General features: G+C 57.1%; 16 protein-coding genes and 1 tRNA gene. 6 read left to right on the plus strand and 11 right to left on the minus strand.

The features are described from left to right. Positions 1-48 precede the first annotated feature (48 nt). The 6 genes from AC2FNS_RS14995 to AC2FNS_RS15020 all read left to right on the plus strand — a co-directional run bounded on the left by AC2FNS_RS14995 (position 49) and on the right by AC2FNS_RS15020 (position 5,506). Positions 49-1,149 (plus strand): ABC transporter ATP-binding protein, encoded by a 1,101-nt coding sequence (locus AC2FNS_RS14995; protein ID WP_496803902.1) that lies wholly within the window; start codon positions 49-51, stop codon positions 1,147-1,149. 34 nt (positions 1,150-1,183) lie between these two features. Continuing rightward, positions 1,184-2,347 (plus strand): ABC transporter substrate-binding protein, encoded by a 1,164-nt coding sequence (locus AC2FNS_RS15000; RefSeq protein ID WP_093962198.1) that lies wholly within the window; start codon positions 1,184-1,186, stop codon positions 2,345-2,347. Between the two features lie 38 nt (positions 2,348-2,385). After that, entirely contained in the window at positions 2,386-3,237 is an 852-nt protein-coding gene (locus tag AC2FNS_RS15005; protein ID WP_093962199.1) for an ABC transporter permease, read from the plus strand. 7 nt (positions 3,238-3,244) lie between these two features. Then, the gene (locus tag AC2FNS_RS15010) at positions 3,245-4,066 is read left to right on the plus strand and encodes an ABC transporter permease (protein ID WP_093962200.1); all 822 of its coding nucleotides are present in this window, start codon (positions 3,245-3,247) and stop codon (positions 4,064-4,066) included. Positions 4,067-4,084: 18 nt separating this feature from the next. Further along, positions 4,085-4,843 (plus strand): SDR family NAD(P)-dependent oxidoreductase, encoded by a 759-nt coding sequence (locus AC2FNS_RS15015; RefSeq protein ID WP_496713453.1) that lies wholly within the window; start codon positions 4,085-4,087, stop codon positions 4,841-4,843. 387 nt (positions 4,844-5,230) lie between these two features. Further along, positions 5,231-5,506, plus strand: coding sequence for a DUF1330 domain-containing protein (locus AC2FNS_RS15020; RefSeq protein WP_496713468.1), 276 nt, complete (start codon positions 5,231-5,233; stop codon positions 5,504-5,506). Positions 5,507-5,626: 120 nt separating this feature from the next. Here the strand turns inward: AC2FNS_RS15020 and AC2FNS_RS15025 are convergent, their stop codons facing one another. The 11 genes from AC2FNS_RS15025 to AC2FNS_RS15075 form a co-directional block, all read right to left on the minus strand. After that, entirely contained in the window at positions 5,627-6,259 is a 633-nt protein-coding gene (locus tag AC2FNS_RS15025; protein ID WP_496713455.1) for a tyrosine-type recombinase/integrase, read from the minus strand. Between the two features lie 212 nt (positions 6,260-6,471). Continuing rightward, positions 6,472-7,989 (minus strand): amidohydrolase family protein, encoded by a 1,518-nt coding sequence (locus AC2FNS_RS15030; protein WP_496713457.1) that lies wholly within the window; start codon positions 7,987-7,989, stop codon positions 6,472-6,474. Positions 7,990-8,555: 566 nt separating this feature from the next. Further along, the gene (locus AC2FNS_RS15035; protein ID WP_496713459.1) at positions 8,556-9,182 is read right to left on the minus strand and encodes a hypothetical protein; all 627 of its coding nucleotides are present in this window, start codon (positions 9,180-9,182) and stop codon (positions 8,556-8,558) included. A 31-nt stretch (positions 9,183-9,213) separates the two neighbouring features. Next, complete coding sequence (locus AC2FNS_RS15040; protein WP_496727647.1) at positions 9,214-9,672, minus strand: helix-turn-helix domain-containing protein; 459 nt, start codon at positions 9,670-9,672, stop codon at positions 9,214-9,216. A 586-nt stretch (positions 9,673-10,258) separates the two neighbouring features. Further along, on the minus strand, positions 10,259-10,468 hold the full coding sequence (locus tag AC2FNS_RS15045; RefSeq protein WP_496713463.1) for a MerR family transcriptional regulator: 210 nt from the start codon (positions 10,466-10,468) through the stop codon (positions 10,259-10,261). A gap of 111 nt (positions 10,469-10,579) precedes the next feature. After that, positions 10,580-11,680 carry a hypothetical protein gene (locus tag AC2FNS_RS15050; RefSeq protein ID WP_496713465.1) on the minus strand — a complete coding sequence of 367 codons (1,101 nt, stop codon included), beginning with the start codon at positions 11,678-11,680 and terminating at the stop codon, positions 10,580-10,582. A gap of 26 nt (positions 11,681-11,706) precedes the next feature. Continuing rightward, positions 11,707-12,873: a tyrosine-type recombinase/integrase gene (locus AC2FNS_RS15055; RefSeq protein ID WP_496803903.1), complete on the minus strand. Its 1,167-nt coding sequence runs from the start codon at positions 12,871-12,873 to the stop codon at positions 11,707-11,709. 148 nt (positions 12,874-13,021) lie between these two features. Next, positions 13,022-13,098, minus strand: a tRNA-Arg gene (locus AC2FNS_RS15060). A 64-nt stretch (positions 13,099-13,162) separates the two neighbouring features. Beyond that, the gene (locus AC2FNS_RS15065) at positions 13,163-14,497 is read right to left on the minus strand and encodes a sensor histidine kinase (protein ID WP_496727649.1); all 1,335 of its coding nucleotides are present in this window, start codon (positions 14,495-14,497) and stop codon (positions 13,163-13,165) included. A 66-nt stretch (positions 14,498-14,563) separates the two neighbouring features. After that, positions 14,564-15,982 carry a dihydrolipoyl dehydrogenase family protein gene (locus AC2FNS_RS15070; RefSeq protein WP_496712269.1) on the minus strand — a complete coding sequence of 473 codons (1,419 nt, stop codon included), beginning with the start codon at positions 15,980-15,982 and terminating at the stop codon, positions 14,564-14,566. Positions 15,983-15,985: 3 nt separating this feature from the next. Further along, the gene (locus AC2FNS_RS15075; protein ID WP_496797706.1) at positions 15,986-16,744 is read right to left on the minus strand and encodes a TVP38/TMEM64 family protein; all 759 of its coding nucleotides are present in this window, start codon (positions 16,742-16,744) and stop codon (positions 15,986-15,988) included. Between the last annotated feature and the right edge of the window lie 142 nt (positions 16,745-16,886).

Genomic DNA, 16,886 nt, shown 5'->3' on the forward strand with positions numbered 1-16,886 from the left:
ATGCCAAAAAATCAAGCAAAAGGAAAACGGCAGTATATGAGCTTTGACATGAGCGTCACCATGCAGACGATTGCGGAACTCCGAGGAGTGACCAAGACCTTCGGGAATGTGGTCGCCGCCAAAGACCTGAATCTTTCCATTGGGAAAGGAGAGTTTCTGTCGTTCTTAGGCCCATCTGGTTGCGGCAAAACCACTGCGCTTAGAATGTTGGCAGGTTTCGAGAAGCCAACCGAAGGTCAGGTGTTGCTCGATGGAGAAGTCGTCAACGACTTGGATGCGCACCATCGCCCAGTCAACATGGTGTTTCAGCACTATGCTCTTTTTCCTCACCTAAGCGTGTTCGACAACATCGCGTACGGCCTGCGCCAACAACTACCACGCGTAGACAAACAAACAATCGCGACAAAGGTTGAGCAAGCGCTGGAAACTGTCCGTCTTGGTGGGTTTGGCCCACGTCGCATCTGGGAGATGTCTGGTGGTCAGCAGCAACGCGTCGCTTTGGCGCGTGCGATCGTAAACGAGCCCAAGCTTTTGCTGCTTGATGAACCAATGGCTGCTCTGGATCGAAAGCTTCGAAAAGAAATGCAGTTTGAACTGCAGAACCTGCAACGACAACTAGGGATAACTTTTGTCCTCGTCACGCACGACCAAGAAGAAGCGCTTTCAATGTCCGACCGAATTTGTGTGATGGAAGGCGGCAGTATTGTGCAGGTTGGCAGCCCACGCGAACTCTATGACATGCCCCGCAGCCGCTACGTGGCTGGATTTGTAGGCACCTCAAATTTCTTTGATGCAACTGTGACTGACTCAGCAGCCGACCAAATCACTGTGCGTTTAGCGAGTGGCCAAAAGGTGCACGGAACTCCGGAGATTCCAATAGATGCAGGGCAGGAAGTGTGCGTTAGTATCCGTCCTGAACAGATCACGCTGACCCGCGCGCTACCCACAGCTGAAATCGCTCTGCCAGTTACCATTCAAAATCGGATCTTCCTTGGGGAGCACACAGAATACCTTGCGCGCAACGAAGCACTGGGTGATTTCCATGTACTTGTGCCAAGGCAAGCGGAATTGAACGAGGGGACGTTCAATGCAGGAGAGCAGGCCTTTGTTTCATGGGGCGAAGGCGCACTGCTGATCCTGGAAAAATAACAAATCCCGCAATCCAGCAACAGAGAGGTTCACAATGACCAAGGATAATGGGACTATTTCCAAGCAAAAGTTCATGGAAGAGCTTCGCCGGTACCAAAAGGGTTCGGTTACACGGCGACATTTCTTAGGCGTGACAGGTCTTGGGATGGCAACGGCCGTTCTGGGCACGGCCATTCCTGGGTTGCGTCCACGCCCGGCATTTGCTGCCGGGGACATTGGCGACCGAGTGATCCTCGCCACATGGCCGAACTACCATGACGAGATGAACTTCGAAGCCTTCACGGAAGCCACTGGCGCCCATGTTCAGGTCAATGTTTTTGGCTCGAATGAAGAGATGTTGGCAAAACTACAGGCTGGAGGGTCTGGCTGGGACGTTTTCGTTCCAACCAACTACACGATCACTACGTATGTGGGTGAAGATCTGATCATCCCGCTCGATACGTCCAAACTGCCAAACTACGACGCAGGTTCATTCGAACAGCGCTTTTCCGATGCCGGTTCTGTCGATGGCCAGCTTTACGCGGTCCCAAAAAACTGGGGCACGACTGGCTTTGCAGTGAACACCAGCAAGCTTGACGGCGCTCCGACTCCAACCACATGGAAAGAGTTCTGGGACCTTACTATGGAAGGTTACTCAGGCCGGACAATGGTGCATGATTACCAACTCACCACCATCGGTAATGCCCTGAAATACTTCGGCTACTCCTTCAACTCGGTCGATGAGAAGGAACTGGCGGATGCCGAGAAATTGTTACTGGATGCCAAACCGCATCTGTTTGCAATCTCGTCGGATTATCAGCCACCGATGCGTAACGGTGACGCCTGGATGACGATGTGCTGGACAGGTGACGGCAAGCAGATGAATGTCGACATGCCTGAAATCGCCTACGTTCTGGGAACTGAGGGCGGTGAACTCTGGTCCGACTACTACGCTATTCCTAAGGGCGCACCCCATATGGATGCCGCTTATGCCTTGATCGACTTCCTGCTGAACCCGGAAGTTAATGCGAAAGAAGTCCTCGCCCACGGCTATCCATCGGCTGATGCTCGCACCAATGCGTTGCTGCCGAAGGAACTACTGGAAGATCCGATCCTTTATCCGGCAGCTGACCTTCTGAATGCACTCGAGTTCGGCGCGGCGGCTACACTAACCGATCCAAACCGTGCCGAGTTGCTCGCCCGCTTCAAGTCGGCCTAAGCGGCAAGGCCGCCAATATCGGAAAAGACGAGGACAAAATGACCGAACGAGGCAGAAAAGCACTGTTGCTGGCTCCAGCAGGAATATGGCTTTTGGTAATGCTAGCCCTTCCTCTGCTGGTCGTCTTCGTCTTTTCCTTTGGCGAACGGGGTGCCGCCGGAGGCTACGTTCCAGCGTTCACGTTGGAACAATATGCCAACCTTCCTGCGCGATGGACGGCGTTTAAGAACACTTTGATCCTTGCACCTCTGGGGACTATCGCTGCGTTGGTAATTGCCTACCCGCTCGCCTACTTTCTTGCAGTGCGTTGTTCACCAAAGTGGAGAACTTCGCTGTTGATCCTAGTGATCGTGCCGTTCTGGACATCGATCCTGATCCGGTCATACGCTTGGATTTTCATCCTTGGGGGGCGTGGCTTGCCCGCTTTACTGGAGTCGATCGGCATCGATGATATCCGCCTGATAAATACGCCGTTCGCTGTGCTTGTCGGGATTGTCTATGGGTATCTACCTCTGATGGTTTTCCCGATTTTTGTAAGCTTAGACAAACTGGATAAACGCCTTCTGGAAGCATCGGCTGATCTCGGCTCTACCCCATGGCGTACGTTCCGTCAGGTGACACTTCCTTTGTCGGTACCTGGTATCGCAACTGGCTGCATGCTGGTCTTCATCTTGCTGATGGGCGAGTTTCTGATCCCAGCGATCTTGGGCGGCGGAAAGGTCTTTTTCGTCGGAAATGCGCTGGTGGACCTGTTCCTGCAGTCTCGGAACTGGGCGTACGGATCGGCGGTCGCAATGACTCTGGTTGTCGTAATGCTTGTCACTGTCTCAATTTACATGAAATTCATCTCGCGCCTGGGTGGCCAGCGCGAAGATGTCTCGCTGATGTGAGGGTCCGATGCGCTTATACGCGATTTGCGTCTACCTTTTTCTCTATATTCCAATCGGCATCATCGCGCTTTTCAGCTTTAATGCCGGACGACACGCAAGCCAGTTCATGGGGTTCTCGACCCAATGGTATGGTAGAGCGCTGAACAACCCATTTGTAATGGACGCGCTCGAGACCAGTCTGCTTGCGGCATTAATAACTGCTTGCCTCGCATCCACTCTCGGAACCATGGCGGCCATCGCTTTACAAGGGGTTAAGGGATGGCTCCGAACTTTGTTTGATGCGATGATTTATATTGCGATAATGATACCCGGTATCGTCATCGGCATCGCGACACTCATTGCCCTGGTCACCGTATTCGGCTGGCTAAACCCGCTTCTTGCAAGCCTATGGCCCGATGGAGCAAATCCCCCGCAACTTTCCATGGGGATGCCCACGCTTGTCGCCGCCCACACCATGTTCACAATGGCGCTGGTCATAATCATCGTACGTGCAAGGCTATCGGGTATGGACCGCGCGCTCATGGAAGCTTCGGCTGACCTCTTTGCGACGCCCTGGGGCACCTTTCGACAGGTGACCCTGCCGTTGATAGCACCGGCAATTTTGGCAGGCTTCCTGCTCAGCTTCACTTTCTCATTTGATGATTTCATCATCGCGTTCTTCGTAGCTGGCTCAGAAACAACCCTGCCAATCTACATATTCTCATCCATCCGGCGCGGCGTAACACCCGAGATCAATGCCATCGGCACTATGGTTATGGGCGCGTCGCTCTTGTTGCTCGTAGCAGCGCAGCTGCTTTTGCGCCGAGGCGCCTCAAAATCGAATAATTAAATAAAGGAGCCAAGTGACATGCGGCTTGCAGGTAAGGTCGCGCTCGTGACGGGCGCGGGATCAGGAATTGGTCGGGCGGGTTCAATGGCAATGGCACAAGAGGGTGCGCATGTTGTGGTAACCGATCGCGATGCAACACTTGCTGAAGCCACTGTGGCCGCGATCGTAGCGCGGGGAAATCAAGCATCTGCCATACAGCTTGATGTGACCGATGACGATGCCCTTACCAGAACCATAGACGAAGCAGTTAAAAACTTCGGTCGGCTTGACGTGTTGCACTCTCACGCTGGGTTGCAGATCGAAGGAACGCTGGAAGAAGTGGAACCAGATGGAATGGATGCTTCTTGGGCATTGAATGTCCGCGCTCACTTCATTGCCGCGCGTGCAGCCGTCGCCCATATGAAATCACAAGGTGGAGGCAGCGTGATCGTCACGGCCTCCAATTCTGGGGTTCAATATGACCGGGGTATGATCGCCTATGCGACTACAAAGCACGCTGCTGTTGCGATGGTTCGGCAGATGGCAGCCGACTACGCTGTCCATGCAATCCGTTTCAATGCCCTATGTCCAGGATTTGTAGACACCCCTTTCAATGCAGGCTTCGAAAAGCAGATGGGAGGCCGTGCCAAACTGGAAAGCTACATCGAGCAGGCGATCCCCATGAGTCGATGGGCGACAGTTGAAGAGATTGGCCATGGGATTGTCTATTTAGCTTCAGATGAATCCGCTTTTATGACGGGGCAAGCCCTGGTTATCGATGGCGGTGAATGCATTTAGTGATGGGTTAGACCGCTCAAGAGTATGTCTATCGCCGCAATTCATTTTGGCGAGCACATTTCAGTCCGCTTTGGGCTCGTCTCAGTCATCTGAGGCTTTTTATCAGATGACTGGTGTGCGGGACAATCCGGACCGATGCGCCCGCGGCATGGCCAGTCACCCAGATTACTGCCTATCATCTTTTTCGTCGCTGCGGCGCAGCTCGATCTCCCGAAAGCGGTCGTTCGAGCAAGCATGGATAGAGCAGATCCGAACCGGTCGTTTGCCGCGCGGCTGATTGATGTCTCACATGCGGGACGGATCTGCCGATTGCGATCGCAAGTTCACCTGTGTAGGAAAAATCAGCGAAACCACACGCTGAAAGGATGAAACTTGCCCAAAGGATACTTGGTAGTTTGCTACAGAACCCCGCCGACCGAGAAAAATCTCGCGTCCTATGCAGCCGACGCGAGGCGAGCAATCGAGGCCTTGGGCGGGCGATTTATCGCCAGAGGTATGCCTGTAAAGACATTCGAGGCCGGTCAGTATGAACGCGCCATAATCATCGAGTTCGAAAGCACGGATGCAGCAATAGCTGCCTACGAGGACCCAACGTATCAGGCCATCCTACCTCGCCTGGGCGTTTTGCGTGATATGCGCGTTATCGAAGGCGACGACGCGTAGTAGCGGGGTACCCCTTTTCCACCGCTCTTTGTCGGCTTCGGGCTCGGAGCCGCCGCTCCCGCTAGAGGTGATCGCAGTCCGGTTTGAAATGGCGGACGACCGCTGCCGCCCGCCACTTTCTCAGATTTCGATCTTCTCTGCGATGCTCAGCGCGTCGTCGAGTTCGACGCCGAGGTACCTGACCGTGCTGTCCACCTTGGTGTGACCGAGCAGAAGCTGGACCGCGCGCAAGTTGCCTGTCTTCCGGTAGATCAACGCGGCCTTTGTCCTCCGCAGGGAATGCGTCCCATGGGCATTTGGATCGAGACCGATCGCAGACACCCAGTCCCTCACAAGACGGGTGTACTGTCGAGTGGAGAGATGGGGCGAGCCGTGGAACCTGCTCGGAAACAGGACGCCGCAACCGATCATCGGGGGCGACATGACCCATTCAAGAACCGAGCTTCGCGTATTCCCGGAGACTTCGAACTGAACGGGCCTGCCCGTCTTACTCTGTATGACCGACACGCGGTCTCGGACTGAGCCGCCAACGACGAGGTCACTGACGCGCAGACGAACGAGGTCACACCCGCGGAGCTTGCTGTCGATTGCAAGGTTGAACAGCGCCAGGTCCCGTAGGTTATTGGCAAGTTCAAGCCTGGCTCGAATGGCCCAAACCTGCTTGGGCAGGAGCGGTCGCTTCTGGCCGATAAGTCGGCCCTTGTTCCATGCCGGGCGTACGGGTCGCGTTGCCGGGAGCTGGATTCTGGACATGATGGGGTCTCCATCCGGCCCTCCCGCTCCTGGCGTCAGCACCGCGCCGACGTCGACAATCTACTGTCTCTCGACCAAGGACCGCTTTGGGAACCAAAGGCTCGACCAGCATTTCTGCGGCGCGTAGTCCGCTTCGAGCCCAAGGCGGAAGTCCGTTCCGGAAGTCTCTTGGCCAGAAATTATTGATCGGCATTCTCGGGTCCGGCGGACTGCTATCGGCTCGCTCTGATGGCAACGCCCGGAAAAACATCCTCGACAAGTTGTCCACCAGTCACGACAGGTTGCCCGTTGACGATGACATGCACAAACCCTTCGGATGGCAGGCTGTTGGTTCCGGGTGTGTAGCCTGCAACGCCCTTGACGGTGTCCGGGTCGAAGATCGTGATATCGGCAAATGCACCGGCTTGCAGTCGCCCGCGTCTGCTCATCTCCGGGGCGAATGGCTCCAGAAACTTCGCTTGTATGAAGCCGGTCTTGGCGATGATTTGCGGCATCGTGAGACGGCCATCGTCAATTGCTATCCGCAAATAAGCACCGAAAGTCCCAGCGCTGCGCGGATGGCCATTCCCGACGCCGAAAGGGGCTGCAAAAGGTAGAGATGCTCCGGCGTCATCGACCAGTGGCATGCCGTCGCTTGCGATGATGATATCAGGGTGAAGCACTGCAGCCAGCATGTCCTTTTGCATGATGTGCTCCATCAGAAAGAACCCATCGGGCCGTTCTCGGCGATACTTCTCAAAAGTCTCTTCTGTCAGCGTTTCGCCGGTCTCGACCCAGATCAGATCGTCGTAATCCATACCTGTGCGTTCCTGCCAGCCTTCGGCGAGTATTTCCGCCGCGATGAAGCTCGATCCTCTTACATAAGGAAACGCCTCTCCGAGAATATTGCCGCCGTTCCGGTTGGCCGCTTCGATGATGTCCAGTGCCTGCTCTGTAGCGGACAATGCATTTGTGGGAACATGGTGCAGCAAAATCGGCACGTCATAGGCCATGCCGAGTGCCACAAACTCTTCCTGACCAAGCACGCCGCTAGGCGAGATGATGCTCAGATATCTGGGATGCGTCGTGAGGAAGCTGCCCTCCGCAGCGGCAAGTTGTGCCATGCGGGTGACACCCTCGCTTTGTGCATTCGGGTAGTACCCCACCATCACGCCGATGCCGATCCCCCCTTCTTCCACGCCCTGTCTCACCAGATCGTCAATCTGGTCCAGTTGCGCGTCGCTGGCCCGTTGAACGGCCCACAAGTTCCCCGTCGCGCCTGCTTTCTGGAGTGCGTGGGTCATCATCGGGCTGCCCTCAGCATCGATACCGTCCATCACCATCAGGCGTGCCGCGGCATGGGACACCGAAACACCGTAGTTGGACAGGGACACACCTGCCTTTGCGGCGAAGTAGTCAGACACCGGCAACGCCCCCGCTTCGAGGTCCATTTGTGTTGTGCGGCCGTCGAAAATCGAGACTTTCTCGCTGTACCGGTCTTGCCCATGTGCATGCAGGTCTATGAAACCCGGCGCTGCGATGAGGCCCGTTGCATCGATCACCGAAGCGCCGGTAATCGGCTCTGGTGTCACAATCGAAATTTCATCGCCGGTGATGCCAATATTTCTGACCTGATCGAGCGCTGTCTCGGGATCGACAACGCGCGCGCCCTCGATGACGAGATCATACGTTTGCGCATGGGCCTGAGCGACGGACCACAACAGTAAAGCGGTGGCAATAAAATAACGCATGCAGAGCACTCCCTAAATCGAACTAAGGTCTGTTTATCTGCTTCCGCCAAAAATGTGGATGAAAGAATGTAATGTCGGGTTCGTCCGCAACCCGGACAATGGGGGCTGAGATCTCGCCGCACCGGTCACGAATGGCAGCTCTTCCTTCTGCGCCGCAGTGGTCAGGACCGGATGCGTTTATGCTGTATTTGCGAGGGCTTCGGCTGGGTCAGTTCCGGAAAGGGCTCGGTGCAGACATCCGACTAGTTCTGTCGAATGACTACTTTGTGTCGGTTACCAGCCCCTGCCCAATCAATGGATCAGCTTCTGCAGCGTCTTGTTTGTTCGGATCAATTCAGAGATGGCCTTTCGCGCGCGCTCGGATTCACTCGATCTTTCTCCGTGCCTCCAGGACGGATGGCTTGGCCCAGCAACGTGCCCACCTCTAGCCCCATGCATGCGACAGACACTCCAGCCTTGAACGGCGGGTGCGCGGCACCGCTTGCCAGTGGATTTCGCCGTAGCGGTGCATCTGGGCGCATCATTGAGCCGTTTGGTGGGGCTTATGAGGTTGTCGTTGTTTTTTTTCATTCACCCCGCCCCCTGTTTTGGACGTTGCCAACGATTGCCTGCCCACCTTCATTGACTTCCACGCGTTCGACCCGGACGGTTTGATCTGCCTTGGATCGATATCGTTTCAGGGTTTCAACCTGGCTGGTGAAGGTCCGCGCAAGTTTGTTGAGCGCTCGTTCCGCAGAATCTTGCTGCGGGAGAGTTCTTACATGGTTCAGGCGCCGTGCCATCATCATCGTGGCCTGATGGATCGCGCCCATCTGGATCGCAAGCATGGCTTCGATCTCGTCTTGCGGCTTAACCCCAGCGACAACCGACATCACAAAGTTCGATGCCGTCTCGGAGACAGAGCTGTCCTGTTGCCCAAGAGTCGCGACTTGATCCATGACGCCTTCGAAGAACCGGTAGTCTGCTGTGCCAAGCTCATGCATTGCCAAAGCAGAGGCCGCCGTCGGATCTTTTCCTTTGTGCCCAACCGTGAGCCGGCGTGTATCTTCATCGAAGTCCAACTTGATGTCCGGTGCCCGGACGCGTGATCTCTTCCGGTCCCTCAAATCGGCAACAGCAATGGTCTCCGCTTCGGTAAGCTCGGAGTTCTTTGTCTGCAGATCGTTGCCTTCGTCTTTCGGTGCCTTGGTCATTTCCGCCTCGCATAGCAGGGAGTGGTTAGTATTAGTGTTCCGTTTCGGAACCGAGGGACCTGATAGATACCGGCCTGACGGGTTCTGATTTGGAACCATGGGAGGTCTTTGGGTTCTCAAACGGAACCACAGAGGATGGTGACGGGTCCGTCCCAGAACCGCGTTTTGTTTTTTCGGGCTGCCAAAAGCGCCAGTCGTTTGTGGCGGCTTTCTTGCCGGACCGGGCCTGCGTCGCCTTGGTCGTCAACCGCCATTCATGCGCTCGCCGATGATACCAGTTGCCTTCCTGCTCCAGCACAAGGAAGCCTTTGTCCTGCAGATCCTCGAAAGCGCGTTGAACGGTGGCCTTGCCCAACCCCAAGGTTTCTGCCGCCTCGTTCATCGACAGAAACACCTTGCCGTTGTTGCCGCCATTGAAGCGGGTGTGAAGCTCCAGCCAGAGCTTCACCGCAGGTCCGGACAGAGCCCGCCACGCCGGGGACTTGATCATTGCGTAGGGCAGAGGGACGTATTGACCCTCATCTGATCGTTTACCCGCCGGAGATCTCCGCCTACTCATCGCGAGACCTCCGCGGGAAATGCTCGGGCAAAGCATCCAGTTCGGGTATGTCACAGCCGACATGTGCCCGGACGAGCCTAGTTAGGCCGGATTTGGACACACAGTAGCCGAGCGTGTCCCAGGCCGCTCCCCCGGCCGGAAAATGGGGTCTTTGACGCTGAAACAGCCATTGGACGCCATCTCGGCATACGGCAACTCGGTAAATGCTGACGCGAAAAAGCTCGCCGCTATAGTTCTCGGCGGTTTCCCGATGATCAATTTGTGGAAGAGGGCCTGTTTCGGCCCCTCTTGCGTGACTGGCATTGGTCGATTTGGAAAAGGACATATCAGCCATGCTCGATCCGTCCTTTCCGTACGATCACCCGTTCGACCGAGTGGCTCAGGGGCGACCAGTAGTACCGGCGCTCGTTTTGACTTGTCGGCGCGGGGCATCCTGTGGCATCAACTGTATTTGCTAGGGTGGCAGTCGATGTCACTGGAAAAGCCCCATCTCCGCGCTTGGAGTTGGGGTTTTTCATTATGCAGCCTCGTTGTTGGGATCGGTGCGCTGCGCCGCCAGCCAGGCGTTCAGATCGGCGCCGTGATAGGCGATCCGCCGACCGATGCGGATAAAAGCCGGACCACACATGCGGTGGCGCCATTGAGCGAGCTTCTCGCGGTTTCCCAGCAATTGCATTTCAGGGTCTCCTGGGAAATAGACCCGATCGTCATTGAAGACGTTTGCCATCGTTAGAATCCTCTTGGATCAGTTGCGATGGCTCCCGATTATGGGCAGCTTTGCCGAAGTGTCACCAGACTTTTTCCAGCGCTTAAGCGTCTTCCCGAAGTGAGAAAATGCTTAAGCGTTTTTCCTGAACACCGCTTCGTACCTTGATTTGAAAGGCTCTTCAGATCTCAGAGTAGTGAGGTAGTTTTCCGCCGTTTTATTGGACTGAGGCATTTGAGGGTTTTGTTTGCGCGCACGTTCAAAAGCCTCGGCCACAATGCGATCTTCGCTAATGAGACCAGCGGCACTTCCCAGTTTCTCGATCTCTTGCAACAGCACTTCCAGGTTGGCCAACCTGCGTTCCCGGGACGCACGCGCACCTGCGTCACCTGCCCTTTTTCGAATATTGGCCGACTGCATTCCTGCTATTGCTGCATCCTCGTAGCTGAACTTCCAGCGGTAATGTTCAACCATCCGACCCAATGCCATGAGTTCGCCGTACATATAGTGTCGCAATTGCCCAGCTAAGGTTTTGCTCAGCTCGCTATCCCTTGAACCATCATGAACGTAACTTTTAAACCCCGCTAACTCGTCTAGTATTTTGAACTCAAACCAGCGCTTGCTGAATACTGAATCGAGCTTCTTGAGCTCGAATGCCAACGCTTCTCTTAGTTTGTCTAGCGGACTCCTCGAACGCTGTGGAACTTCTTCGTAGTCGCTGAAGTCAAGAGGGTAGCTTCTATCAAAAACTGCGAGCGCGGCATCTATCTGCTCTTGGGAGTATTTGGTTTTGTTTAGTTTACTAACTCGAAGGATATGCCGAGCCTCTTCCAACTCATCTAGCGATGCAATGAGAAAGTCAAAATACTCTCTCATGTGGTCGATTTCATAGTTTTTTCGACATTGCTCCACGAAAAAATCCCAGAGGTCATCTATGGAAAACTGAAAGAAATTCATCTCCCACCATTTGGGCGCTGAACTAACCTGTCTTTCTTCCAAAATCTCGTTCAAAATTTGGATACGAACTTGATCTGGCAGCTCGTCAAAACCAATCCGGTCGAGCTCGGCATTCGCATCGGAAGGTAAATTCATTCGAGTTTCGAATAACCAGTCCTTCGATTTCCTGCCAATTGGAACTGGTTTCTTTTTGCCCTCGCCATGAACGAATGGGTTTAGTTCATAGGAAAGAACTCTGTTTAACCGTTCAATTTCTTCTTCCGAAAAACGTTCCAATAAACTCGTTTCCTCCGATCATGTCGTTAGCAAATGAACCTGCACCAGCGCTCAATCAATTCGCGCCGCCTTTCCAACAAATCCGACCGTGCATAGGCCCGCTCCACATCCGACCCGATCTGATGAGCCAAGGCCGCCTCTGCCAGCTCGCGCGGTGCGTTTGCAGCCTCCGCCGCCCAATCCCGAAACGAACTGCGGAAGCCATGCACAGTAACGCCATCCTGCCGCATCCGGCGCAGCAACATTAGCATTGACATGTTTGACAGGGGCTGATGCCGCTTTTGCCCCTCGAACACATAGTCAGAGGCCAACGCGCGCAGCGGTTCCAGAATGGCCAGCATTTCGTTGGTGAGGGGGACACGATGGACCTGCCCGCCCTTCATGCGCTCCGCTGGTATGGTCCACAGACGTGCGTCGACATCGACCTCCGGCCATTTCATCTCTAGGACCTCTGAAGTCCGACAGGCGGTCAGAATGGTGAACTGCAGCGCTTTGGCGGCCATGGCCGAGCGGGTCTGCAACTCGGCATAGAACGCGGGCACCTCTTGCCAAGGCATTGCGTCGTGGTGCTGGACCTTGGCTTTGACGGTGGGCAGCACCTTGCCTTCGCGGATCGCGGTCACCGGGTTCTCGCCCGAGCGGAAGCCCTTGGACTTTGCCACGTCGAGCACCGTTTTAATCCGCTGCGACAGCCGCTTTGCGGTTTCGTGTTTCTCATTCCAGATGGGCGATAGGCACATCAGCACTTCGGGCTGATCGACGCTATCCACAGGCATTCGTCCGATCTTGGGGAACGCATAGTCGCGCAAAGTGTTGAGCCACTGCTGACCGTGTTTGGCATTCTTCCACGTCGGCAACCGGTCGATGTGAACCTGACGGCTGAGTTCTTCGAAAGTAGGAATTTCACGCTGGGCATTAAAACGAGGGTTCAACCCAGCTTTCGCCATTCGCCTGTATTCGAGCGCTCTTTCTCGGGCCTGGTTCAATGTGACGACGTCGGCGCCGCCCAAACCGAAGTCCGTTCTCAGCGGAGCGCCCTTGCGATTCTTCTGTCCTTTGACCGTTACGCGTACGATCCAACGCCGTGCACCTGATGGATCAACAACAAGGTACAAGCCAGAACCGTCGCCATGCCGGCCCGGGCCCAGATTCTCTACCAGCTTCTTTGTCAGCTTCCCGCTGAGCGCAGACATGAAAATACCACAAAATATACCACTCAATGGAAGTATACGAGTATGACTGGATAAAATCCAACAAAACCCAGAAGCACGACTATAGTCATAAAACACACAGTCTCAGGCGACTTAGTGTATCTCGTCGAAATCAGGGAGAATTACCAAGTGGCGGACCGAGGAGGATTCGAACCCCCGACCCCTTGATTCGTAGTCAAGTACTCTATCCAGCTGAGCTATCGGTCCGCGTTGGTGAGGCGCTATTTAGACCCGCCGCCCGAGACGTGCAACCCGATTCTTCAAAAATATTTCAAAAACCCGCATCGCCGCGCGGAAGCCTTATTTCAAAGGCCGTGCCATCGGGTCCGGTGCGGCTCAGCACCAGTTCGCCGCCATGTCCGCGCACCAATTCCTGCGAAATCGCCAGCCCCAGCCCTGACCCGCCTTTGCGCACGCCGCCCTGAAATGGCGTGAACAGATTCTCCTGCGCGCGGGGCGGCAGTCCCGGACCGGTGTCTTCGATGTCGATGAGCCAGGCGTCGTCGTCCTCGCGCGCGGACACGGTGATCCGGCCCGGCTGCCCCGACGCCACCAGCGCCTGTCGGGCGTTGCGTACGAGGTTCATCAGAACCCGGAACATCTGTTCGGGGTCGGCGCGAATGACCATGTCTTCGGGAACTTCGTTACGAATCTCGATACGCGCGTCGTCTACGGCCAGCGCCTCGCTGCCGACCACATCCGCCGCCACGTTGCGCAGGCGCACCATGGTCAGCGTCGGCGCCGGCTCTTCGGCGCGGCCGAAGGCCAGCGTGCTTTCACACAAGGAAACGGCGCGGGTGATCGAGTTGACCAGCTTGGGCGCCATGCGACGCACCAACGGGTCTTCGCTGGACTCGAGCCGGTCGGTAAACAGCTGGGCCGAGGTCAGGATGTTGCGAAGATCGTGGCTGACCTTGGCCACCGCACCACCAAGTTGCGCAAGCCTCTCGCGCTGTTTCAGGGCCTGGGTCAGGTCGGTCTGCAACATCTGCAGGGCTTCCTCGGCCTCGCGCAGTTCGGTCACCTTTGACTGGGGCGAAATGATCCCGCGCGCGTCTTCGGGCGCACGCGCATAGCGCTGCATGTAGCCCACCACGCCCTTGATCGGGCGAACAAGGACCACCCGCACAGCCAGAAACAGGAAAAACGCGGTGATGATCGAGATGACGAAGGACAGGCCGAGGATACGCAGACCGTAATCGATCATCGCCATCCGCAGGGGCGCCGTATCCATCGTGACCTCGATCAGCAGGCCGGCGTCTCGGACCGGCTGGCCGATCACGCGGATGATCTCGTTTTCGGGGGTGAACAGCCGCAGCATCGCATCGCGGATCAGAACCCACGGCCCCGCCTCGCGCAGATCAAAGGTCTTGGACACGTCGCCGGGAATGGGCGAGGACAGCATCAGCTGGCGCACCTCGTCCCGGCGCAGCACCACGTTGTAGACCCCGGCATTGGCTAGAAGCTCGGCCTCTAGCTCTTCGGCCAGCATGTCGTCGGCCAGCAGCGCCAGCGAGGCGATCTGGGCGCGTTCTAGCCGGTTCAGAAGGAAATCCTCGCGGAAGCGCGCGATCGACGGCACGAAGATCAGCACCTCGGCCAACATCACGAAGACCGTCGTCAAGATCAGGAAACGACCCGACAGCGAGTTCAAGTGGCGCTCCTTTCCCGATCAGGGGAGCCAACGCTGGACCAGCCTGACCACCCGTTCAACCATCTGATTTTCAAACAGTCTTGGCGAGAAATAGGCGCCCGCCACCCGTTTGTTAAGCTCTCCGATCGTGGGATAGGGCGACACCATCGCCGCGATCTGGCTCATCTTCAGGTTATTGGCCAGCGCCAGAGACCACAAGTTGATCAATTCGCCCGCCTGATGCCCCACGATTGTGGCCCCCACCGGGCGCCCCTTGACGACCATGACCTTGATGAACCCGGTCGTTTTGCGTTCGGCCACGGCACGATCGTTGTGGGCATAGTCGAACCGGGCGATCTCGACCTTGTCGCCGTGGCGGTCGCGCGCCTGCGCCTCGGTCAGACCAACCTGAGCCAGTTCGGGGTTGGTATAGGTCGCCCAGGGGATATGCGACGTCCTGGCCTTGGACGGCAGCCCGAACAGAGCCGACCGGATGATGACCCCGGCATGATACCCCGCCACATGGGTGAACTGCAGCCCGCCCGCGACGTCGCCGATCGCGTAGACCCTGCGGTTGGTGGTGCGCAGGCTGTCATCCACCTTGATGCCCGTGCGCGTCTGGTCGATGCCGGCAGCCTGCAGGTTCAGGCGGTCGATGTTGGCCTTGCGTCCCACCGCCAGCAGCAGGTGTGAGCCCGCGTGGACCGCGCCATCCTCGGTGACGACCTCGACCGCGCCGGCCTTCCCGCGCACCCGGGCCACCATCGCGTGTTCCAGAATTTCGACCCCTTCGGCGCGCAGAGCCTCCAATACCACTGCGGCCGCCTCGGGGTCATCATTGCCCAGCGCCCGCGCGCCTTCGATCACCGTCACCTTGCAGCCCAGCCGGGCATGCGCCTGCGCCATTTCCATGCCGATAGGTCCCCCGCCGATGATCAGTAGGTGGTCGGGCTTGTCGCGCAGGTCGAAGATGGTCTCGTTGGTCTCATACGGCACCTCATCCAGCCCCGGGATCGGCGGCACCAGCGGCGACGAGCCCGTGGCCAGCACCACGCGACGGGGAGTGATGACGAAATGGCCGGCCTGAACCTGCGTGGGCGACAGAAAGCTCCCCCAGTCACGAATGACGCGCACGCCGAATTCCTCGAACCGTTCCTGGCTGTCCATAGGTTCGATCTGCGCGATCACGTCCCGGACATGGTCATTGGCCGCGGCATAGTCCACTTGCGGCGCGTGGTCGGCAACGCCGAACGGCGCGGTATGGCTCTGCGCATGGGCCAGCTTGGCGCTGGCCAGCAGGGCCTTGGACGGGACGCAGCCATAATTCAGGCAGTCGCCACCCATCTTGTGCCCTTCCAGCAGGATCACGTCGGCGCCCATCTGGCTGGCCCCAGCGGCCACCGACAGGCCGCCCGACCCGGCCCCGATCACCAGGATGTCGGTCTTGAGGTTTTGCATGGATCAAAGGCCCCTTCGGCCGCGAATGGTTTTGAGGAAAATCGGCAGAGCCGCCAGCGCGCACAGCCCCAGGATCGGGCCGATCACGAAGGGCTCGGTCAGCAGCGACAGGTCTGGCGTCTCGCCCCGGTCGAACACGCCGCCCAGGCCGACGCCGATCCAAGTATAGACGATGCCGCCCGGAATGATGCCCAGCGCCGTGGTCAGCAGAAAGTTCCGGAACCTCACCCCCACCAGCGCCGGGATCAGATTGGCAACGAAAAACGGCACCACCGGCACCAGCCGCATCAGGAACAGCACCGGGATCTCGTTCTCGCGCAACCCGTCCTTGATTCGCCTGACGGTGCCTTCCGAGGCCTCCAGCCGCGCCGTCAACGCCTCGCCCAAACCCCAGCGGGCCGCCAGAAAGATCGCCGAGGCACCCAAGGTTGCGGCAAATACGTTGAACACGGTGCCCGCGAACAGCCCGAACAGGAACCCGCCCGTCATCGAGGCCACGGCCGCACCGGGCAAAGAAAAGGTGACGATCAGGACATAGACCAGGATGAAAACCCCCGCCAACGACCAGTAGTTGGCATCACGCCAGGCCAACAGCGCCTCGCGATTGTCGCGCAGGGTTTCAAAAGTCAGGTAGTCGCCCAGCGCAAAGAACCCGACGACGGCAACCGTCAGGATCACGATCAGGGGAATATGTCGCGCCAGCCCACTGCGCGGCACCTGGGTGGTTTCGGTCATTTCGTCGTCCGGGTTCGAATGCTTCATCTGCCCCACAAGATGCGCGCTTGCCCTTCTGTGCAACAGGGTCCTCACGCCGGGTTGAACACGCACCGGTTCAATGTGAGAAATCCGCCATCCACGGGCTGATTCTGAAACTTTTAGCTGGTCGCCCGGCAGAATTGTTGCA

The sequence above is a fragment of the Ruegeria sp. BHSA191 genome (assembly GCF_059613325.1).

Coding starts and splice junctions, on each gene's coding strand:
- AC2FNS_RS14995 (WP_496803902.1), top strand. CDS start 49: ATGAGCGTCACCATGCAGACGATTGCGGAACTCCGAGGAGTGACCAAG.
- AC2FNS_RS15000 (WP_093962198.1), top strand. CDS start 1,184: ATGACCAAGGATAATGGGACTATTTCCAAGCAAAAGTTCATGGAAGAG.
- AC2FNS_RS15005 (WP_093962199.1), top strand. CDS start 2,386: ATGACCGAACGAGGCAGAAAAGCACTGTTGCTGGCTCCAGCAGGAATA.
- AC2FNS_RS15010 (WP_093962200.1), top strand. CDS start 3,245: ATGCGCTTATACGCGATTTGCGTCTACCTTTTTCTCTATATTCCAATC.
- AC2FNS_RS15015 (WP_496713453.1), top strand. CDS start 4,085: ATGCGGCTTGCAGGTAAGGTCGCGCTCGTGACGGGCGCGGGATCAGGA.
- AC2FNS_RS15025 (WP_496713455.1), bottom strand. CDS start 6,259: ATGTCCAGAATCCAGCTCCCGGCAACGCGACCCGTACGCCCGGCATGG.
- AC2FNS_RS15030 (WP_496713457.1), bottom strand. CDS start 7,989: ATGCGTTATTTTATTGCCACCGCTTTACTGTTGTGGTCCGTCGCTCAG.
- AC2FNS_RS15035 (WP_496713459.1), bottom strand. CDS start 9,182: ATGACCAAGGCACCGAAAGACGAAGGCAACGATCTGCAGACAAAGAAC.
- AC2FNS_RS15040 (WP_496727647.1), bottom strand. CDS start 9,672: ATGATCAAGTCCCCGGCGTGGCGGGCTCTGTCCGGACCTGCGGTGAAG.
- AC2FNS_RS15045 (WP_496713463.1), bottom strand. CDS start 10,468: ATGGCAAACGTCTTCAATGACGATCGGGTCTATTTCCCAGGAGACCCT.
- AC2FNS_RS15055 (WP_496803903.1), bottom strand. CDS start 12,873: ATGTCTGCGCTCAGCGGGAAGCTGACAAAGAAGCTGGTAGAGAATCTG.
- AC2FNS_RS15065 (WP_496727649.1), bottom strand. CDS start 14,497: ATGTTGGCCGAGGTGCTGATCTTCGTGCCGTCGATCGCGCGCTTCCGC.
- AC2FNS_RS15070 (WP_496712269.1), bottom strand. CDS start 15,982: ATGCAAAACCTCAAGACCGACATCCTGGTGATCGGGGCCGGGTCGGGC.
- AC2FNS_RS15075 (WP_496797706.1), bottom strand. CDS start 16,744: ATGAAGCATTCGAACCCGGACGACGAAATGACCGAAACCACCCAGGTG.